Raw genomic sequence first — 18,670 nt, forward strand, 5'->3', positions numbered from 1 at the left:
GATTATTTCTTACGGTCGACAATGAAGTTGGCCAGATTCCTGAGCGGATCGGCCTGGTGGTCAAAGGCGGCAAGGGCGGCGATGGCCTCTTGCACCGCTTCCCTGGCCATGGTGCGCGAGGTTTCCTTGCCAAAAAGCGAAGGATAGGTGACTTTGTCGGATTTGAGGTCGCTGCCCGCTGGTTTGCCCAACTGTTCGGTGGTGGCCTCGACATCGAGCAGATCGTCGACGATCTGAAAGGCCAGACCGATGTTGTCGCCATAGGTTTTCAGGGCAGTCTCCTGCTCGGCACTGGCGCCGGCAACCATGGCGCCGCTCAGCACCGAGGCGGTGATCAGCGCGCCGGTCTTGCTGCGGTGGATGGTGCGCAGCATTTCGTAGCCCACCTGCTGCCCCTCGTAGATCATGTCCAGCGATTGGCCGCCGACCATGCCCAGCGGGCCGGCCGCCCGGGCAATGGTCTGGATGATGCGAATCCGGGCCGCGTCGTTGATGTCAGCGGACGCCTGGCTGCTAAGCAGGTCAAAGGCAAAAGTGAGCAGGCCGTCGCCGGCGAGAATGGCCGCCGCCTCGCCAAAAACTGTGTGATTGGTCGGTTTGCCCCGGCGCAGGTCATCGTCGTCCATGGCCGGCAGGTCGTCGTGAATGAGAGAGTAGGTGTGGATGCACTCCAGGGCACAGGCCACGGACAGGGCACGCTGACGGGTCGCCTCGCCGCTGTCCACGGCCTCGGCACCGGCCAGACAGAGAATGGGCCGAATCCGTTTGCCGCCGACAAAGAGGCTGTAGCGCATCGATTCGATGTGCTGGCTGAAATCACCGGCAGGTTTGAGCATCAGCGCGGCCAGCTGATCCTCCACCCGCTGCCGCTGATCATTCAGATAGGTTGCGATCTCCACCGTCTTCCTCGGGAAACGGCACGGCCGCCAGCTCGCCATCCTTTTTCAGCAGCAGTTCGACCTGCCCTTTGGCCTCGTCGATCTTGCCGCTGCAGAATTGCACCAGCGCCATGCCTTCGTTGAATTTTTCCAGACTCTTTTCCAGGCTGAGATCGCCGGCTTCCAGCTCATCGGTGATCTGCTCCAGTCTGGCGAGCGCGTTTTCGAAGGTCTTTTTTGCCATACAACGGCTCCGTCGGCCTGAACTGAGAACGATTTTATTTGCCGAATACATCGAGCAAGGGTAATCGTCTATACTAAACACTCTCCCCGCGGGTTTCAACATCTCTTTGGCAATGACAGATCTGGTCGAACGATTCGTCCGCTGGCTGCTGGTGGAAAAAGGCTACTCGCCCCACACCGCCGACGGGTATCAGCGAGATCTCCTCGAATTTCAGCGGTTTTGTGGCGGTGTGCTCTCGCCCGAATCAATCACCTCCTCCCTGGTGCAAGCCTTTGTCGGCTCGCTCTACGCCAGCAACGCCAGTGCCTCGGTAGCGCGGAAATTGTCGGCGCTACGGACCTTTTTCCGCTTCCTCCTTCGCGAGAAGGTGATCGAATCCGATCCCGTGGCCGGCATCGTCGGCCCGAAACTCGGCCATGCCCTGCCCGCCTTCCTCACCGTGGACGAGGTATTCAGCCTGCTGGAAACGCCGGCGACCTCGGACCGTTACTGGCGCCGCGACCGAGCGGTGATGGAGGTGCTTTACGCCACTGGCATGCGGGTTGCCGAGTTGGTGGGCTGCAACCGCGAGGATGTCGACCTGGCGGCCGAGATGGTCCGGGTGCGAGGCAAGGGCCGCAAGGAGCGGCTGGTCCCCTTCGGTCGGGCTGCCCATGAAGCCCTGGAACAGTACCTGCCCGAACGCGAAGCGCTGTGCATCGCCCGTGTGCAGCGGGGACGGAAACCCGAGCAACGCGCCCTTTTCCTCAATGGTCGGGGTACCCGGCTGTCGGCCCGTAGCGTCGAGCGCTCCATCCAGACCTACGCTCTCCGGGCCGGCATCGGTGTCACGGTCACCCCCCATGCCCTGCGCCATTCCTTTGCCACCCACCTGCTGGAAATGGGCGCCGACCTGCGCACCGTTCAGGAGCTGCTCGGCCACGTCAGCTTGTCGACCACCCAGAAATACACTCACATCAACATCGATCACTTGTCCAAGGTCTACGACCAAGCCCATCCCCAGGCCCAAAAAAAACAGCCATGACCGCCAGGGCCAATGAAAACCGCCCCGGGGATTGACGGTCTGTCCCATCATGGTTACACATCAACCCCAACTTCGTCTTGTTTGAACCCTTATCCCATCACAGCTATGCAGACACCGAAAATCCGCTCCACCACCATTCTTGCCGTGCGCCACCAGGGCCGGGTCGTTGTTGCCGGCGACGGTCAGGTGACCCTGGGGACCACCGTGATCAAACATCAGGCGCGCAAGGTCCGGCGCCTCTACCACGACCAGGTGATCACCGGTTTTGCCGGCTCCACCGCCGATGCGTTTACCCTGTACGACCGGCTGGAGCAGAAGCTGGAGCAGTACAACGGCAACCTGATGCGGGCTGCGGTCGAGTTGGCCAAGGACTGGCGCATGGATAAAATGCTGCGCCGTCTGGAGGCCATGCTGATCGCCGTGGATGCCAAGCACTCCCTTCTGCTTTCCGGCACCGGTGACGTCATCGAAGCTGACGACGGCATTCTCGCCATTGGTTCCGGCGGCCCCTATGCCCAAGCTGCGGCCAAGGCTCTGGTGGCCCATTCGTCGCTTGACGCCGAAGCCATTGCCCGCACCGCCCTAGAAATCGCCGGCTCGATCTGCGTCTACACCAACACCAATATCGTTGTCGAAAGTATATGAAAGGCATCAATTCGCTCACCCCCAAGGAAACCGTCGCCGAACTCGACCGCTACATCATCGGCCAGCCGGAGGCCAAGCGTTCGGTGGCCATCGCCCTGCGCAACCGCTGGCGGCGGCAGCAGGTTCAGCCGCCACTGCGCGAGGAGATTGCGCCCAAGAACATCATCATGATCGGTCCGACCGGCGTGGGCAAGACCGAGATTGCCCGGCGGCTGGCGCACCTGGCCCAGAGCCCCTTCCTCAAGGTCGAGGCCTCCAAGTTCACCGAGGTCGGCTATGTCGGCCGCGACGTCGAGTCCATGATCCGCGATCTCACCCAGTTGGCAGTCAACATGGTGACCAAGGAGGAGGAAGCTGGAGTCCAGGAAAAGGCGGCTGCCCTCGCGGAGGAACGGCTTTTGGATTTGCTGCTGCCCCGCACTCCGGGCCATGGGGCGGGCTCATCAACCCCGACAGCTTCCAATGTGATCTCGCTGGGCTACGATGGCGCCGAAGGCCGGCAGGAGGAACTGCGCGGTCAGACCACCCGGGAGCGGTTTCGGGAAATGCTGCGCCGGGGCGAGTTGGACGACCGGGTGGTCGAGCTGTCGGTGTCGGCCGGCGGCGGCACTCCGGTGGTGGAGGTCTTTTCCGCTTCCGGCATGGAGGAAATGCAGAACTCGCTTCAGGAGGCTTTTTCCAAGTTCTTTCCCAAGAAGAAACAGGCCAAGAAAATGAAGGTGCCCCAAGCCCTGGAATTTCTCAAGCGGGAAGAAGCCGAGCGGCTGGTGGACACCGAGAGCGTCACCGAAAAGGCCATCCGCCGCACCGAGCAATCGGGTATCATCTTCCTCGACGAGATCGACAAGATCGCCTCGCGCGGCGGCACCGGTTCCGGCTCGCCCGATGTCTCCCGCGAGGGGGTGCAGCGCGACCTGCTGCCCATTGTCGAAGGCACCACCGTCACCACCAAGTATGGGCCGGTCAAGACCGACCACATCCTGTTCATCGCCAGCGGCGCCTTCCACCTGTGCAAGCCCTCGGACTTGGCCCCCGAACTCCAGGGCCGTTTTCCCATCCGGGTCAATCTCCATGCCCTTGGCGAGGAGGAATTTTTCCGCATCCTCACCGAACCGAGAAACGCGTTGATCAAACAATACACAGCTCTCCTGGCCACCGAGGATATCCGCCTGGAATTCGAGGAGGAGGCCATCCGGGAGATGGCAAGGATCGCGGTCCAGGTCAATCAAAAGACCGAGGACATTGGTGCCCGCCGGTTGCACACGGTCATCGAACGGGTACTCGACGAACTTTCCTTTGATGCCCCGGACCGAGACGACCTCGCCTTCACCGTCACCGCCGACTATGTGCGCCGGCAACTGACCGACATCTCGGAGAACGAGGATCTCAGCCGCTATATTCTCTGATCCGCAGGTGTGAACCATGCAGCATTCCATTGATCCTGAGCTGAACTACTGTCCCCGCTGCCATGATGAGTATCGGCCGGACATTCAGAGATGTGCTGCCTGCGGGGTAGCCTTGCAGAACGGCGCGCTGGTGCTGGCACAAATGGAGGCTCAAAAACACAAGACCACACGGTCCCTGAAAATTGAGGCCGACGAACCGTTGCTCGCTGTCCGCAAAGGAACGGTGGCGCAGATCAAGGAACTACAAACCCGCCTCATGCAGCGGGGGCTTCCCTCCCTGGCGATCAAGGAGGGCGCAGGCGGCTGCGGTTGCCGCGGGACCGAGCTGGTGCTCCAAGTACGGGAGAGCGATCTGCCGGAGGTCATGGCGGTCCTTGAGGAGGAGTACCGCCAAAGCACGGGACTTGACGACCACGATACCCGCTTTGCCGGAGCAGTCTACGACACCCAGGCTGCCGAGGCGGTCTGCCCGGCCTGCGGGCACCGCTTTTCAACCACGGCGACCGTCTGTCCCGGTTGCGGTCTCTGTTTTGTCTGAAGCAGGGAGGCCCCTCTTTCTTCGAGTGCATGCCACTGTCTCTTCCCCAAACAGCCTGGCCGCTTGACGGTGGCCGCGCCTCTGTTTTACAATATAAAAATAATATTGAACCGGGTTTGTGCACAATACGGTTCCTGGGCACACTCACTTCTATCGCACGTATCGGAACAACAGCCCCATGGGTAGAGCTTCAGCTGTCATCACCCTGACCACGGATTTTGGCCTGCTCGACCCGTATGCCGGCCAACTCAAGGGCGCGCTGCTCACCGGCTGCCCCGACGCCACCATTATCGACATCACCCATGCCATTCCCGCCTGGGATGTGGTCACCGCCGCCGTGACCATCCGGACAAGTTACGCCTTTTTCCCCCGCAGTACAGTCCATCTGATCGTGGTCGATCCGGGGGTGGGCAGCCAGCGCGCAATCCTCGCCGCTACAGGAGGCGGCCATTTCTTCGTAGCCCCGGACAACGGGATCCTCTCGCTGCTGGTGCTCGATCACAAGATCGAAACCATCCATCGAGTGGAGCATCCCGATTTCTTTGCCGCTGGCGTCAGCCCGACCTTCCATGGCCGTGACATCATGGCCCCGGTGGCAGCGGCCCTCGCCCAAGGAACCCGCCTGGATCATGTTGGCCCGCCGCTGGCCCCTGCGGACATCAAGATGGCGATCGTGCCGGCAACCGTTGCGGCGGCCGGCTGCCTCCAGGGGCAGGTGTTACGCATCGACCATTTCGGCAATGTACGCACTTCCATCCGGGCTGGCGGCGGCCGATTCGATCCCACGTGCTTCGGTTTTCTCGAGATCGGCGATCAGCAGATTGCCCAGCTGGTCAGAACCTACAACGAAGCACAGAGCGGAACCCTGTTCGTCCTTATCGACAGTTCCGGCTATCTCGAGATCGCCGCCAACCAGGCGAGCGCCGCCCAAATGATAGGTTGCTCGGTTGGCGATCCGATCACCGTCCATCTCGTTCAAAAATAAGCCTGGATGCCCCCTATCGCATGCCAACCAGCTGGAATCCACCCTTTTTCGGCTCTCCTGTATATCGTGGTCATTTTTTCCCTTGATTCGCGGACAGCGAATCGGCGACGCGACTGATCAAAAAAAAACGGCTCATCTTTCTTGATGAGCCGTTTCTTCACGCTTACCCAATCCGGTTCAATGAAAACCGGAAGTTGACGCGGGTATCTGTCAGGCGTTTTCGAATATTTCGTATCGGGTTGGTTCTCCGAGCAGTTTATCGATCTGTTCTTGCAGATCAATCCGCTCCTTGCTTAACGTCCATTGCCGCCAGTCATCAAGCGACTGCCAGGTGCTGATAACCATGCTCACGCCCGGTTCATCAACCCGGGTAAACGATTCTCCCGAAATATAGCCCGGCTGGTTGAGTGTTAACGCACGCATTTTGCGGAGCAATTTATCCAGCTCCGGAACCTTGTTTTCCGCCACCTTCCTCTTGATCAAAACCTTGACAGCCATGTGTTCCTCCTTGTGTTGTGATGTAAGTTGATAGGACGTACATGAACAACCGGACAGCGAACAACGTGTTACAGAATTATTATATGCATCCGTTACGCAGGAAGCAATTAAATGTGCTGATGGATTGGAAAAATGATGATGTCTCACACTGCGCCCAAATAAAATCGACCAAGCCCGCCTTGGACGAAGACGCCATCCAAGCTCTCTCCCTCGAACGGGTCGAACATAACGAAGTTCCCCTGGGTGCCGTGACGGTATCCGGAAACCGGCTGATCCAAGGGGACCAACCGGTTCTGCGGCGTGTCGTGTGCGCAATCAGCTCTGGCGAATGGGATTGATGACGATATTCACCCGGCGATTCATGGCATCGCTGGAGGAAATCGGTTGCGACTCGCCATACCCGACCGCTTCGATTCGACTAGGATTGACTCCCTGCTGGGCCAACGCGTTTTTCACTGCCATAGCCCGCCGTTCCGACAGTTGCTGATTGTACTGATCCGACCCGCGTGCATCAGTATGCCCCTCAACACGAATGGTGGTTTGCGGATAGTTATTCAGAACATTGGTGATCCGATTAAGTTCGTTATACGCACCGGGCTTAAGCTGTGAGGAATTGGTATCAAAGAACATATCGCTCTTGAACGTAGCGGTGAGCACATCCTGATCGCGCCTGATACTGGCCGCTTCGGACTGGGCCATGGCATCGCGCAGAGCCCGCTCCTGATTGTCCATGTAGGCTCCGATCTGGTTGCCGGCGAGACCGCCCAAGGCCGCGCCGATACCGGCGCCAACCAAGGTACTGGTGGTATTGTGGCCAATAGCCTGCCCCAGCAACGCCCCCACACCAGCCCCGACGCCAGCGCCCACGGCGGTTCCTGTCTGTTGATTGGTGGCGCAGGCGGTCAACATGGTGGCCAGCGCAATACCGGTGGAAATCCTCATCAAGCGATTCATAGTCACTCCTTATAGTTGGTTTGTGTTGAGTTAGCCTTTGGACAAGCAATCATGTCTTGCAATAAGATTCTTCGAATAGCGAATCAACCCATTACCATTAATTTATATCACTTTACAGGGGATTCAGAAGTAAAAAGCCACCCCTTGAACGAATTCGTCGGGCAACAATGCATTCAACGAATATCCGCTTTGGAGCGACACGACTAGCAGGCTGTTGAAAAAGGGACGTAGTCGGGACAAAGTCTCATGGTTTCCGTCTTGCTTGCTTCGTTTGAACCTTCGCCACCGAATAAAGGCAGTTTCAGCCAGCATTAACTTTCTCGCTCTTGATGCAAAATCCTGCCAATTTCACCCCAAAACCGAAAAGTTTCTTGTTTTAGAAATTTGTCCGCAAAATTTTTTCCAGACGTCCACAAATGCCCATAGCGTTTGGAAAAAGTGCCATAAAAGTATCACCATTCCACGCTATTCAAAGTTTCTGGGTTTATGTGCCCCCCTATACCCCCTATACCCCCTGTAAGCTGTCACGCAAACGCAGAATTTTTTTGAAGTAAAGCTAGAAACTTTGATCAAGTAAGCTCATAGGCGATTATGAACCCCTTTCGCCTGGAACAAGGCGATCAAACTATTCTTAGATAGTCGGCGCTCACTTGCGGTTAGCTTTCGTTTGGTCGAGTAATTTCCTCAAGAGGGAGGCGATCTCCTTCTTAACCAAGGGCTTCATGGCAAACCCCTTAATACCCAGCAATTTTGCCTTTTCTTCTGAAATTAAATTACTGTAGCCTGTACAAAGGATGATAGGAATATTTGGTCTTATTTGTAGTATTTTAAGAGCTAGATCACTTCCTGTTAATCCTGGCATCGTTTGATCCGTAATTACGGCATCAAAGGATTCAGGGTGATTCTGAAACGTTACCAGCGCGTCTAGGCTGTTGGTCCGACCTGTTACTTTGTATCCCTGCTGCTCCAGCATAAGTACACCCAACTCAACAAGGATCTCCTCATCATCGACAAAGAGAATCCGCTCAACACCGGAAGGATCAAGCTCAACAGCCATCGGGCGTTGGGATTCCATGCGCTCGACGGCGGGGAAATAAACACGGAAAACAGTTCCTTTCCCTCGTTCGCTGTCACAGATAATGAATCCTTCATGGCTGGTGACAATTCCATGGACAATGGACAAACCCATTCCAGTCCCTTTGCCAACGGACTTAGTTGTGAAAAAAGGGTCAAAAATCTTGTCCCGTATTTCAGAGGAGATGCCATCTCCGGTATCACGTACGGCCAGTTCAACAAATTTTCCGGGCTGTATCTCTGAAAGATGCTGCACGTCGGATTCAACCAACTCTCTATTTTGCAATGTGATCTCTAGTACGCCACCTGTCTTTTCCATTGCGTGGAAAGCATTGGTACATAAATTGACAAGGATTTGATGCACCTGTGTCGGATCGGCAATAATGGGCCATACAGAGGTTTCGAGATTTTGCCTGATCAAAATCGTAGACGGAAGCGATGGCCGGAGCAGCTTGATGGCCTCTTTGACTATATAGATAGGAAACAAGGAGACACGTTTTGATTCAACCTGTCGACTGAACTCGAGAATCTGTTTGACCAAATCGCTGGCCCTGTTAGCCGCCTCATTAACCCGATCGAGGTATTTACTTGCCATCGGATCAAGGGAGATGATTTCTCGTGCCATCTCGGTATATCCAAGAATTGCTCCAAGAATATTGTTGAAATCATGGGCTATGCCGCCAGCTAGGGTGCCAATGGCTTCCATCTTTTGAGATTGGATTAACTGGGTCTGCAGCTTTCTTTTTTCTTCTTCTGCTTTTTTGTTTTCCGTGATATCTCTCGAAAAACTGGCCACTTGGACGACATCACCCTGATTATCGAGAATAGGGAAAAGGCGAACCCTGTAATATTTGTCTTCTCTAGACTCATCGTATTGAACCAACCTTCGCTCATAAAGGATCTGGTCTATGGCTTTACGGCGCATCTCCGAAGATTCTCCGGGCAAAAAATCAAAAATATTTTGTCCCCTCATTCCATCGGCGCACAAAGAACGCCTCCGAGCTGCGTTTTCATTGAGGTCGAGGATGGTCCCGCACGGTCTGACCAAAATCACAGAATCGGAAGTGGCGTTGAAAAGTGCCTTGAACCAGGCAACGCTCTTTTTGAGTTTTTCCTCCGTAAACTTTTTATCGGTAATATCTCGAATACTTTCGATGGCCCCAATAATCTTTCCTGATTGGTCATGTAGAGGTGAAGCTTTGGCATATACCCATGCCCCTTTCTTTCCATTGTACAGCGCCTTGCAAAACACTTCCGTTGTTAACGTTTCACCTTCCCGGACAATATTGGGATATAGCGAAGCGACGTCATCGTTATCTTCAAAGATAAGATCTATCAACTGGGGACGAGCTTCACCATAAAACGGCACTGTGTAGGCATAATCGCCTTTTCCCAGCATGTCCGTTGCCGATAAGCCGGTCATTTTTTCGATCGCCTTATTCCAGATGATGATTGTCCCATCTCGGTCGATGGCAAAGGTGGCATCCGGCAGAAAGTCAATTATATCGGTTAGTCGTTTTCGTTCTTCCTGTAAGGCTGCTTCAGCCTGTTTATTCAATAAAGCCTCACCGATATGCGAAGCGATATTTTCGAGAAGGGCAATCGAACTCCGCGAAAAACTCCCCTTCTGTTTGTTGCTGAAATGGATGAGCCCGACAATCTCTTCTTTGACCCGAATCGGTATCAAGGCAAAGGATGCGTATCCGTTGAAAACACATTGGTTACGTGGATGAAACCTGGGGTCAGTTTCAGGGGCGATGTCTAGGAGTACTAGAGAATCGTTCACCCAAAAGCTACCTCCTGACGTAAAATATGGTTTAACAGAATCAAATCGACCCGAAAGAACCAATCCACAGGCACAGGCTAACTGAGCCTTACCGTCTTTATTGCGGTAAATGGCACCATCTTTGGTATATTCAAGCAAAGAATTTTCATGCTGCAAAAAGTTGTCAGAAAAACCTCGTTGCGCATAAAAGGGAAAATCTTCCCCTTCTTTCAAGCGGATACCAACAGCATCAAATTTTGTCCCTTGCTTTAAAACTTCAAGAATGCGATGGATGGACTCTGGCAGGGTTCCCAGACCGCTAAGAATCTGTAAAATTTTTCGGCTTAACTCCCTATAGGATTCTGCTTTTTTGTGATCAGTAATATCGCGGAAAAAACAATGAGTTTGCCGAAAATTTCCTTCCGGATCTCGTCCTATCCTGCCATCACAAGAAACCGAAATCACAGAACCGTCTTGCCTTAGCATATCGAACTCAACGGATGTGACGACGCCGAGCTCTTTAAACAGTGGAAAATTTTCAGCGAAAAAGGGGCGCCAATCAGGATGGAGGAATTCAGCAAAGCTCTTGCCTATAACTTCTTTTCGCGACCATCCCAGCGTATCAAGCCAAGTCTGATTGACTTCGACCAAACACCCATCCTCATCAAGAGACTGGTAACCAAAAGGGGCGAGTTCAAATAACTGTTTCATGTTTTCTGAGGTTGTTCGCAGCTGTAATTCCCTTTCCTTCAATTCGGAAAATTCTTGCAAAGAATCCAGTTCGGCGGGTTCCGGATTGGATTGATCATTCATTGGAAACTCCGGTGCAAAACAAGCGAATATCTATGAACACCTTGCCATTATTACATTTTAGCCATGTCAAATATAGTGACAAAGCATACGACATTTGTCGAGCAATTCTTTCAGGGAAGAACCGTACCCTAAATATTAATTCCCAATCAGCAACTCGGCCCGCACCTGTGACCGGCTCCCTTCCTTCTTGCTCATCGAGTACTTCAACTCCACCTCTTCAATCCAAAAGCGCTTGAAGATCTCCCGGATCTCGGGCGTGTCATTGATGGTCATCAGGAACCGGCCCTTGATTCCGGCCAACACCTCGGCCAGATCAAGAAAGTCCTGCTCAACGAAGTTGTGGGCATAGCCATCGATCTTCCAGTACGGCGGATCCAGGAAGAACAGGGTGTATTCCCGGTCGTAGCGGGGGATCAGATCGCGGAAATCGAGACATTCGATCATCACCTGGCCCAGCCGGATCCAGGCTTCTTCCAGTAGCCGTTGCAGGGTGAACAGGTTGAGCCTGGGGACGCCCGTCGTTGACGTGCCGAAGGTCCGCCCCCGGCTGCGGCCGCCAAAACACATCCGCTGGAGATAGAGGTACCGGGCTGCCCGCTGGATATCGGTGAGGGTGTCGGGATTGACCTGCATCAAGCAGTTGAATTCGTCCCGTGCGACCAAGGCGTACTTGAACTGGCGGTGCAGCTCCTCGGGATGATGCTTGACCGTGCGGTAGAGGGTGATCAGATCCCGGTCCAGATCGTTGATCACCTCGGTCCCCTTGGGTTCCTTGGCAAAGAAGACATTGGCTGCTCCGGCGAATACCTCGACATAGCACTGGTGCTCCGGAAATCTCGAGATGATGGCCTTGGCCAGACGGCTCTTGCCGCCAAAATAGGGTATCAGTGCTCCCACGAAAGGCTCCTTGTGCAAACGCAGGCAATATGCTACTACCCCCGTGCGCTGTCCCTCAGCGTGCATCGGGGCTATAGCAGGAGAACCTGCGGACCTCCTTCCGTGGTGAGACACGGCTGGATCGTTCGGGGAGAGCTGCAACTCTCCCCAGTCCCGTCCTTCAAACTGTTGCCAGACCTTATCAGCTCAACGCATCGGGCTATACTCTCGCCACCGTCAGATTCCATTTCTGCAAGCTGACCGGCCTCCGGGCCGATGTTGCCCTCGTCCTGGCGTCCCAATGCTGGTTTGTCCCATCGGGGGTGCTATAGGGTGGCGGCCAGAGTAAAAAGATTGTCAATTTCTTCGTTGGTCAAACCCATTGCCCCGGCTATCGTGGTCAGCGTCGGCCAGTCTCTCTGTATTTCCTGCGCGTACTCCCACTCAATCCGCGCCCGGTCTCCAGCATCTCCCGCCATGTTGGCAACGGCGGCCTCTGCTTGGGTCAAGAGTCCGGCCTGAAGCAGGGCCAGCCGCGCCTGGCGCATGGTCACCGATGGCGGCACCGGATCATTGACGGCGGCAGGGCATGGCGCGATTGCACCAAACTCCCCGGCCATGGCCCGCTGGTACAGATCGCGGTTGTAGTCCTGCGGAGAGTCTGGGGTGGCGTGGAATGGGATCTCGCCAAGCTCGGCGAATGTCGCCAGCAGGTCGACCCCGCCGGTAGGCGTGGCAACAGGTTTTTTTGCTGAAATAAAATTCATGGGGTCCTCATGCTATTTTTTTGGCCGCGACGATGTTGTGCAAGCCGGAAGCAGGCGTTGATGGGCTAAGGATTTTCCATGTCCCGGAAACGGTTACTGCCGATTTGTAGGCCACCACGTTGCCGTTGTTGGTGAAACTGATATTCACCAGCCTGAGAACCGTGCCGCTAATTAGGTTGCCTGGGGTGAGTGTGGTGGTTGCCGTATCGTGCGTGACCAGGGTCACGGTCCCCACATCGTCATAGCTGGTGTTCAGCGCGGTCACGTTGCTGACGTCAGTGTTGGCCAGCGTGACCGCGCCGGTCTTTCCGGCGACAGAAGTTACCGCGTCAGGGTCCAAATGGCCGACATTGCCCTGCGCATCAAACGCCATTACCTTGGCTCCCGCCCTTGTCAGCGACGGGTTGGTTGAGATGATATTTTTCATTTTCCTCCTTAAAACAGGTAGACTCGATCGCCATCAAGAGCGATATACTCGCCATCGAGGGCAACGGCGTTTTGGTCGGCGTCGATGGCAACAGTGAGGCTCCACCTCTGCTGGCTGACAAGGCTCGCGCGAATGCTCTCAAGTTCAATCCTGACCGTTTCGACATCGGTGTGGCCGAGGGCGATTAGATCAGTGGTATCGCTTGTCCCGGTGATACCGGTTTGCTCCTTGAGCATCGCCCCCGTAACGGCGTCATAAACCCGGACAGCGTAGGTGACCCCGGCTTCCGGGCCGATGTTGCCTTCGTCCTGGCGAACCAGGGTGACGGTCTGTTGCGTTCGATCCCGGTGCGCCCAGGTAATCGTTATGCCGTCCTGGATGTTGATCTTGTCAGGCCACCGCTGCCCATTGACCTGTACGTTGCCCGGCGGATAGGGCCGCATCATCCGCCCCACGCAGGTATGGGTGTCGGTGCTGGCGTCGGCCAGTTGCAACCGCCCCTCGGCGGTGGACGGCAACAGCTTGATCTCCACCTGCTCGCCGACGGCGCGGTCGGTGCGGTCCAGGCCGAAGAACGATTGGTGGCACCACAGGAGGGTGCCGGCCGCATGGGCCACGGGGATGGTGTCGAGCACGCCCCGGTTGACCGTCAGGGTGCCATTGATGGCATCCATGGCGGTGATGGCCACCAGTTCGTCGCCCAATGCCGCATAGGTGCCGACCTTGACCAGATCGGTGTCGATATCCGCATCCTGCAACTGGATCACCGAGCTGATCTCCGGCGACAGCGGCATCGCCGTGGCGCTGACGAACGGGAAGGAGTCGGTATCCCGCTTGACGAACTCAGCGGCGCCCACGTTGCGGGTCCACATCTCATAGTTGAGGGCATCGCTGCTGGGGCGGTCGCAGCAGCAGGTGAGCATGGTGCTGTCGTCTTCCAGCTCGGCCAGCACGGCGGCGGACTCGCCGAAGAGGCGCACGAACTGCCACCAGGTGATTTCCTGGATTTTCCGCCGCACCGCATCGGCCGGCGCGGTCAGCGGGTTTGTCCACAGGCTTTCCGCCGGGGTGGTGATGGCCACCGGGCCCAGGCCGTAGACGTCGCGGGCCGCCTTGATGCGCAAGGTGCTGTCGGTGTACTCGCCGATCTCCACCTGGTTGACCCGCATGACCACGCCGGACAGGCCGATGGGCGGCCAATCGAAGACAAAACAGTCGCCGGGCTCAAGGCTCCAGTGCTTGCGGTTGACCGTAAGCGTGCAGGAGGCCAGGGGCATGGCCATCTGCTGGAGCTCGCGGGCCGCGATCTTGTGCGCCCACTCCTCGGTGGCGATGCCGGGCATTTCGACGGTGGCCTGGATGATCTGACCGCCGGCGCGGGTGATCCCGGCAATGTCCTGGACCGTGGTGGCCTGGGCCTGATTGGCCCGGTCCACCCATTTGACCGTCACCTGGTTGACCGCCTCGGCGGCTGAGGCAACGTAGTATTCCACCAGCTCCACCGCGCTGCGCTGGTCGATCACCGGCAACAGCGCCTTGGTGTAGTCGTTGCGGATCAGCTTGAGGGTGAGCAGGCCGGTGCGGTGGCTGAAATAGAGCACGCCGTCGATGTGGTCGAGGATGATGTTGAGGAAGTCCTCGATACTGCTGTCTCTGGCCCACAGGAGCGACAGGCCGAACCCCTCCTGCCGTGGGTCGGTGCCGGAGGCGAGAAAGTAGGCGGCGCTCTCGAACGAGGCTGTGTCCAGATCGGCCACCGGGTAGCCCAGCCCGCCCCAGGTGGTATTGGTCAGGGCCTCGTAGATGATGTGTGCCGGGTTCATATCCACGTATCCATCAGCGGCGACAATATCGGCCAGATCATCCCGCCAGCCAACCCTGGATCGCTGCCCCAGGATGGCCCACTCCTTGATGTACGGATTGTTGGCCGCCAAAAGGCACCGGCGGGCGATCAGTCCAAACAGCCCGCGGAATGCCGGAATATCATTGCCCAGTTTCTTTTGCAGATAACTGTTCTGCGGCTGGTCCGGCAGGCCAAAGCACACGTCGACATTGCCCTTGATGCCGCCTTCGCGGCCATCGCCGCCGAACAGGTTTGGCTTGCTGACGGCGATGGTCTGGTTGGCGGTCACCGCGCCTTCCCAGGCCCATTTGTCGCCGACCTTGATCTTGATGAGCTTGTCGAGCGCATGGCAGAACACCAGGTGCAGGCCCGCATAGTAGCGGTACCCGGTGACGTAACATTCATCCCCCTTGCCGCCGCCCATCAGACGCACCCCCCACGCTTGGCCGCCGCATCGCCTGCAATCGGCTCCCTGGTCCAACCGGTGGACGCGGCGAACTCCACCGCCGCGATGGCCATGGCGTCACCGGAGGCCAACAACAGCTCGGCATCCACCCCATCGTTCAGCACGTCCTGCCAGGCAATGCCCCGGCTGGCAAACCACCTGCGCATGCCGCGATTGCAGTATTCCAGTGCCCGGAAATGCCAGAGGTAAACACGCTTGTTCATATTTCTTGCCGCCTCCACAGGATTCGATCGGCGTGGTCTTGATGTCGCCGTACCACACGCAGTTGGTCTTGCTGATCAGTCGGGTGCCGAACAGCACCGGCACCGGACTGGAAGAGTCCACGGTGGTCGTTTCCACGTCGCCAGGCGTCGGGGTCACCTGTGTGTACGGCTTGGGCCGCAACAGATAGGAGGCAACCACCAGGACCGCGAGCACCACATATTGCCAAGCCATGCCGCCTCCCTACACCAATGCGTCGCCGCTGAACGGGTTCTTGGTGGGCAGATAGGGCAGCCCGCCATAGTTGACGATGTTGTTGAATTTGCCCCCGCAGTCATTCATGTCGTGGCGGCAGCCCGGCCACAGGGTCACCTCTGTCCCGGCCACCAGGCCGCCGATGGCATCGACCATGGTGATCGTCGCCCCCTCGTGGCCGTTGATCATCCGCAGTTCGGTCCCGGCCTGCAGCATGCCGCCGAGAAAATACCCCGAGGCGAACGAGGTCAGCCCGTCGACGGTGAGCCTGCCGTCAATCACCTCCATCACGGTGCCGACCACCTTGCGGGCGTCGGCATTGATCCCGCACGCGGCCGAGTAGAGCACATGCGGACACCCCACCTGGTACACCCGCCGCAATCCGGCCCGCTTGAACAGGGTGAAGGCCGAGTCGCTGGAAAGGGTGGCCACGGACCCGGCCCACTTGCAGCCGGTGATCCGGCCCTTCCAGAACAGCTGTTTCTCGCTGTCGCCGTGGTGCAGCCGGAAAATGGTCACGATCACCGTGCCGGCCAGCCAGCCGTCACGGAACAACAGGGCCACATCGTTGGCCGCGTTGATTTCGATGTCCATGGTGCTCCGCCGGGCATCGCCGCCCTTGGAGAACCCGCCGCGCTTGATGTAGACGGGCTGGTATTTCTCCTCAGCCAAACTCCCCACCTCATGGTCCGCGCTGGTGAACAGCCATTGCTGGGCGCCCACCGAGAAGCGGTACAACTCCAGCGGCTGGCCGGAAGAGTCGGATTCTTCATAGGTCGCGTAGCTCATGGCAGCACCACGATCGGCAGGGTGACCTCGGCACACTCGGCGGTCACCCAATGGACGGTAATCTCATCGCTGTCCAGGCGGCACAGCTCCAGCCAGGCGCAGCGGTTGAGCGCTTCTGCGGACACAGCCACCGGCAAGGCGGCGTCCAGGGTCAGCTTTTCCTCGCCGCTGGCCAGGGTCTCCACGCCGAGCACCTTCCGCCGGATGATTGTCCCATCGGTGGTGATCAGTTCAAGGTGCTGGCGGGCCGCGCTGTCCTTGAGGGCGTACTCGTAACCGATCGGCTGGATGACGATGGACGATGCGCCCGCTTCCGCCGGCACCGAGAGCTCGAACCCCCGGTCATTGGCGGCCAGCCAGAACGGCGCCAGCCGGCCGCCCCTGGCCTTGAGAAAGGCGAGAAAGGTGTTGATGTCGGCCCGGCCGACCAGCAGGAACCTGGCATCCCGGCTCAACACCGGCTCCTCGGATTGCACATCGAACTCCAGCACCCCGGTGTCGTTGTCCAGCCGCACCCACTTGTTGTCGTAGCCCTCCTCGCCATCCTCCCAGCTCGGCACGAACGGACACAGCGGCACATCCAGATACAGCTCCACGGCGCCCCCGGACGGTTCCCAACCGTCGTCCGTGGCCAGCAAGCTGAGCCGATAATCGCCCACGTCCTCGGTGAACCTACTGACTCGCCGCTGCTCCAGGGAGAGGCAAGAGCGGCACGGCGCCATCCAAGCCAACCCGGCCTGCCAGTCCCGGCCGAACGGCGCATCCACCGCCAAATAGGTGGCACCCACGCCGGTGATGGTCCGCACCTCGGCGGTCTGCCAATCGGTCCACACCGCCACCGGCGTACCGATGACGAAATTGTCCGAGCCCTCGGTGATCGGGATGGTGGTGGCCCCGGCGGCAATATCGCCAGTCAGCCGGAACGCATCCCGCCAGATCGGCGCGAACAGGTACCGGGACTTGCGCATCCCCAGCCAGGTCTCCAGCTGGCGGCGGCCAGCCCCGGACACCAGCATCCGCACCTCCCAAGTACGCCGAGGCAGGGTACGCAACTGGACCCGCTGCTCGGTGCGGTCATGGGCAATCATCACATCCGTTTTCCAGGCCAGCGACTCATCCAGCCCGTTCTCCCAGTTGTGCGGGAAGAACAGATAGCCGATGTCGCCGGAGAGCTGCGGCGGCCGGGTGCCAAGGATGGTCCACAGCGGATCGTTTGTGGCCGTGGTCAAAAAGCTGAACAGGGCCTCGAAGATGGCCGGGCCTTCGGAGTCGACCGAGACAACGATCCTCTGGCTTGTGTGTGGCGCGATGGTCGCCGGAGTGGTCAGGTCAAGGCCGATCCCCTCCACCTGGCCCGAGGCGTTAATTGCCGACACGGTCCGGGCAACGCTCTCGCCGTTGTGCAGATACACCGGAAACGCCTGATCCTTGGACACCAGCCCCATATCAAACCGTTCCGGCCGGATGTACCGGGTGAACAGCGCCGTCTCCAGGTTGGTTGTCCTGGCGCTCAACCCGGACAACGGCACCATGGACATTTGCATGATTGTTCCTACCGGCATATTATGGCCTCATATAGGTGGTGAGACCGTACCGCCACTGGTCGATCATGCTAACCTCCCCGGTGGAATTGGCAATCGTCCAATGCACGACCTCGATCGGCACGGTGCTGGTGAGTGTTCCGGCTGCCGGAGTCCCAAGACCGCCTGCGGTGTAATCGGCGGTGGCCGGGATGTCGCGGTAGCCATCCACCGTTTTCGTAGCCGGGCAGAAGCTCACCCCGGACTCCAGCCCCGCATGGCCAGCAAACGGCACGACATGGCCGTAAATGGTCTGGTGAATGATTTGAAGGCTGTGCCGCCAAAGCAGGTCTTTGGTCACGGCTTACATCCGCATCAGGTTCCAGGGGAATGTCCGGCCCGTGCCGGCCGTCTGGGTGATTGTGGCGGCAATCTGATCGCCGGAGGCCAGGGGAAGGGGCACCGAATGCCAGTTCTTGTCAACCTGTGCCCCGGAAATTGTCTCAACCTTGGCGTCCTTCAGGTCATCGGTTGGGCGGCAGGTGGTCTTGAGACGAATCTCCAGGGTGTCGCCCGCCTGGAGCTCCGAGGTGTCAACCTCAAGGATGTAAATGCCGATCCCGGTCAACTGCGCCAGGGAATGTTCGGTGTTGACGGTGGCGGCCTGGGCGCCGGATGCAACGGATACAACAGCCATGTTTT

Annotated in this window: 21 protein-coding genes; 7 read left to right on the forward strand and 14 right to left on the reverse strand. The window is 57.8% G+C overall.

Annotated features, from left to right (window positions below; all coding sequences use genetic code 11):
* Positions 1-2: 2 nt before the first annotated feature.
* Together DESPR_RS12055 and xseB are read right to left on the reverse strand one after the other, a co-directional pair.
* On the reverse strand, positions 3-899 hold the full coding sequence (locus DESPR_RS12055) for a polyprenyl synthetase family protein (protein ID WP_015725085.1): 897 nt from the start codon (positions 897-899) through the stop codon (positions 3-5).
* Complete coding sequence (xseB, locus tag DESPR_RS12060) at positions 874-1,122, reverse strand: exodeoxyribonuclease VII small subunit (RefSeq protein ID WP_015725086.1); 249 nt, start codon at positions 1,120-1,122, stop codon at positions 874-876. The genes DESPR_RS12055 and xseB overlap by 26 nt, the downstream gene beginning before the upstream one ends.
* Positions 1,123-1,234: 112 nt before the next feature.
* Between xseB and DESPR_RS12065 the strand changes: the two genes are divergently transcribed.
* The 5 genes from DESPR_RS12065 to DESPR_RS12085 all read left to right on the forward strand — a co-directional run bounded on the left by DESPR_RS12065 (position 1,235) and on the right by DESPR_RS12085 (position 5,720).
* Positions 1,235-2,146, forward strand: a complete 912-nt coding sequence (locus DESPR_RS12065) for a tyrosine recombinase XerC (RefSeq protein WP_015725087.1) — start codon at positions 1,235-1,237, stop codon at positions 2,144-2,146.
* 105 nt (positions 2,147-2,251) lie between these two features.
* The gene (hslV, locus tag DESPR_RS12070) at positions 2,252-2,791 is read left to right on the forward strand and encodes an ATP-dependent protease subunit HslV (RefSeq protein WP_015725088.1); all 540 of its coding nucleotides are present in this window, start codon (positions 2,252-2,254) and stop codon (positions 2,789-2,791) included.
* Positions 2,788-4,197, forward strand: a complete 1,410-nt coding sequence (gene hslU / locus DESPR_RS12075; RefSeq protein WP_015725089.1) for an ATP-dependent protease ATPase subunit HslU — start codon at positions 2,788-2,790, stop codon at positions 4,195-4,197. Before hslV ends, hslU begins: the two co-directional genes overlap by 4 nt.
* 16 nt (positions 4,198-4,213) lie before the next feature.
* On the forward strand, positions 4,214-4,735 hold the full coding sequence (locus DESPR_RS12080; RefSeq protein WP_015725090.1) for a zinc ribbon-containing (seleno)protein DG: 522 nt from the start codon (positions 4,214-4,216) through the stop codon (positions 4,733-4,735).
* 178 nt (positions 4,736-4,913) lie between these two features.
* Complete coding sequence (locus tag DESPR_RS12085) at positions 4,914-5,720, forward strand: SAM hydrolase/SAM-dependent halogenase family protein (RefSeq protein ID WP_015725091.1); 807 nt, start codon at positions 4,914-4,916, stop codon at positions 5,718-5,720.
* A gap of 210 nt (positions 5,721-5,930) precedes the next feature.
* Here DESPR_RS12085 and DESPR_RS12090 read toward each other — a convergent pair whose 3' ends face one another.
* The gene (locus DESPR_RS12090) at positions 5,931-6,218 is read right to left on the reverse strand and encodes an antibiotic biosynthesis monooxygenase family protein (RefSeq protein WP_015725092.1); all 288 of its coding nucleotides are present in this window, start codon (positions 6,216-6,218) and stop codon (positions 5,931-5,933) included.
* Positions 6,219-6,259: 41 nt separating this feature from the next.
* Between DESPR_RS12090 and DESPR_RS12095 the strand changes: the two genes are divergently transcribed.
* Positions 6,260-6,556 (forward strand): hypothetical protein, encoded by a 297-nt coding sequence (locus DESPR_RS12095; protein ID WP_015725093.1) that lies wholly within the window; start codon positions 6,260-6,262, stop codon positions 6,554-6,556.
* On the opposite strand, the gene DESPR_RS12100 is transcribed toward DESPR_RS12095, so the two are convergent.
* From DESPR_RS12100 to DESPR_RS12130, 7 genes are all read right to left on the reverse strand, one after another.
* Positions 6,534-7,172 carry a YiaD family glycine zipper/OmpA-like lipoprotein gene (locus tag DESPR_RS12100; RefSeq protein WP_015725094.1) on the reverse strand — a complete coding sequence of 213 codons (639 nt, stop codon included), beginning with the start codon at positions 7,170-7,172 and terminating at the stop codon, positions 6,534-6,536. The genes DESPR_RS12095 and DESPR_RS12100 overlap by 23 nt on opposite strands.
* Positions 7,173-7,818: 646 nt before the next feature.
* Positions 7,819-10,824 (reverse strand): PAS domain S-box protein, encoded by a 3,006-nt coding sequence (locus tag DESPR_RS17425; protein WP_015725095.1) that lies wholly within the window; start codon positions 10,822-10,824, stop codon positions 7,819-7,821.
* Between the two features lie 135 nt (positions 10,825-10,959).
* On the reverse strand, positions 10,960-11,721 hold the full coding sequence (locus tag DESPR_RS12110) for a DNA adenine methylase (RefSeq protein WP_015725096.1): 762 nt from the start codon (positions 11,719-11,721) through the stop codon (positions 10,960-10,962).
* A gap of 305 nt (positions 11,722-12,026) precedes the next feature.
* Positions 12,027-12,467 carry a hypothetical protein gene (locus tag DESPR_RS12115; protein ID WP_015722917.1) on the reverse strand — a complete coding sequence of 147 codons (441 nt, stop codon included), beginning with the start codon at positions 12,465-12,467 and terminating at the stop codon, positions 12,027-12,029.
* A gap of 7 nt (positions 12,468-12,474) precedes the next feature.
* On the reverse strand, positions 12,475-12,894 hold the full coding sequence (locus DESPR_RS12120) for a hypothetical protein (RefSeq protein ID WP_015722918.1): 420 nt from the start codon (positions 12,892-12,894) through the stop codon (positions 12,475-12,477).
* An 8-nt stretch (positions 12,895-12,902) separates the two neighbouring features.
* Complete coding sequence (locus tag DESPR_RS12125; RefSeq protein WP_015722919.1) at positions 12,903-15,161, reverse strand: phage tail protein; 2,259 nt, start codon at positions 15,159-15,161, stop codon at positions 12,903-12,905.
* Positions 15,161-15,406, reverse strand: coding sequence for a hypothetical protein (locus DESPR_RS12130; RefSeq protein ID WP_015722920.1), 246 nt, complete (start codon positions 15,404-15,406; stop codon positions 15,161-15,163). The genes DESPR_RS12125 and DESPR_RS12130 overlap by 1 nt, the downstream gene beginning before the upstream one ends.
* Positions 15,407-15,447: 41 nt before the next feature.
* Here DESPR_RS12130 and DESPR_RS18545 point away from each other — a divergent pair, with 41 nt between their 5' ends.
* The gene (locus DESPR_RS18545) at positions 15,448-15,594 is read left to right on the forward strand and encodes a hypothetical protein (protein WP_169701605.1); all 147 of its coding nucleotides are present in this window, start codon (positions 15,448-15,450) and stop codon (positions 15,592-15,594) included.
* 53 nt (positions 15,595-15,647) lie between these two features.
* Here DESPR_RS18545 and DESPR_RS12135 read toward each other — a convergent pair whose 3' ends face one another.
* Genes DESPR_RS12135 through DESPR_RS12150 form a run of 4 tightly spaced genes read right to left on the reverse strand, consistent with a single transcriptional unit; the run spans position 15,648 to position 18,665 of the window.
* The gene (locus tag DESPR_RS12135) at positions 15,648-16,448 is read right to left on the reverse strand and encodes a phage BR0599 family protein (RefSeq protein WP_015722922.1); all 801 of its coding nucleotides are present in this window, start codon (positions 16,446-16,448) and stop codon (positions 15,648-15,650) included.
* Positions 16,445-18,010, reverse strand: a complete 1,566-nt coding sequence (locus DESPR_RS12140) for a hypothetical protein (protein WP_169701490.1) — start codon at positions 18,008-18,010, stop codon at positions 16,445-16,447. The genes DESPR_RS12135 and DESPR_RS12140 overlap by 4 nt, the downstream gene beginning before the upstream one ends.
* Before the next feature lies 1 nt (position 18,011).
* The gene (locus tag DESPR_RS12145) at positions 18,012-18,329 is read right to left on the reverse strand and encodes a hypothetical protein (protein WP_015722924.1); all 318 of its coding nucleotides are present in this window, start codon (positions 18,327-18,329) and stop codon (positions 18,012-18,014) included.
* Between the two features lie 3 nt (positions 18,330-18,332).
* Positions 18,333-18,665, reverse strand: coding sequence for a hypothetical protein (locus tag DESPR_RS12150; RefSeq protein WP_015722925.1), 333 nt, complete (start codon positions 18,663-18,665; stop codon positions 18,333-18,335).
* Between the last annotated feature and the right edge of the window lie 5 nt (positions 18,666-18,670).

Source organism: Desulfobulbus propionicus DSM 2032 (assembly GCF_000186885.1).
GTDB lineage: Bacteria > Desulfobacterota > Desulfobulbia > Desulfobulbales > Desulfobulbaceae > Desulfobulbus > Desulfobulbus propionicus.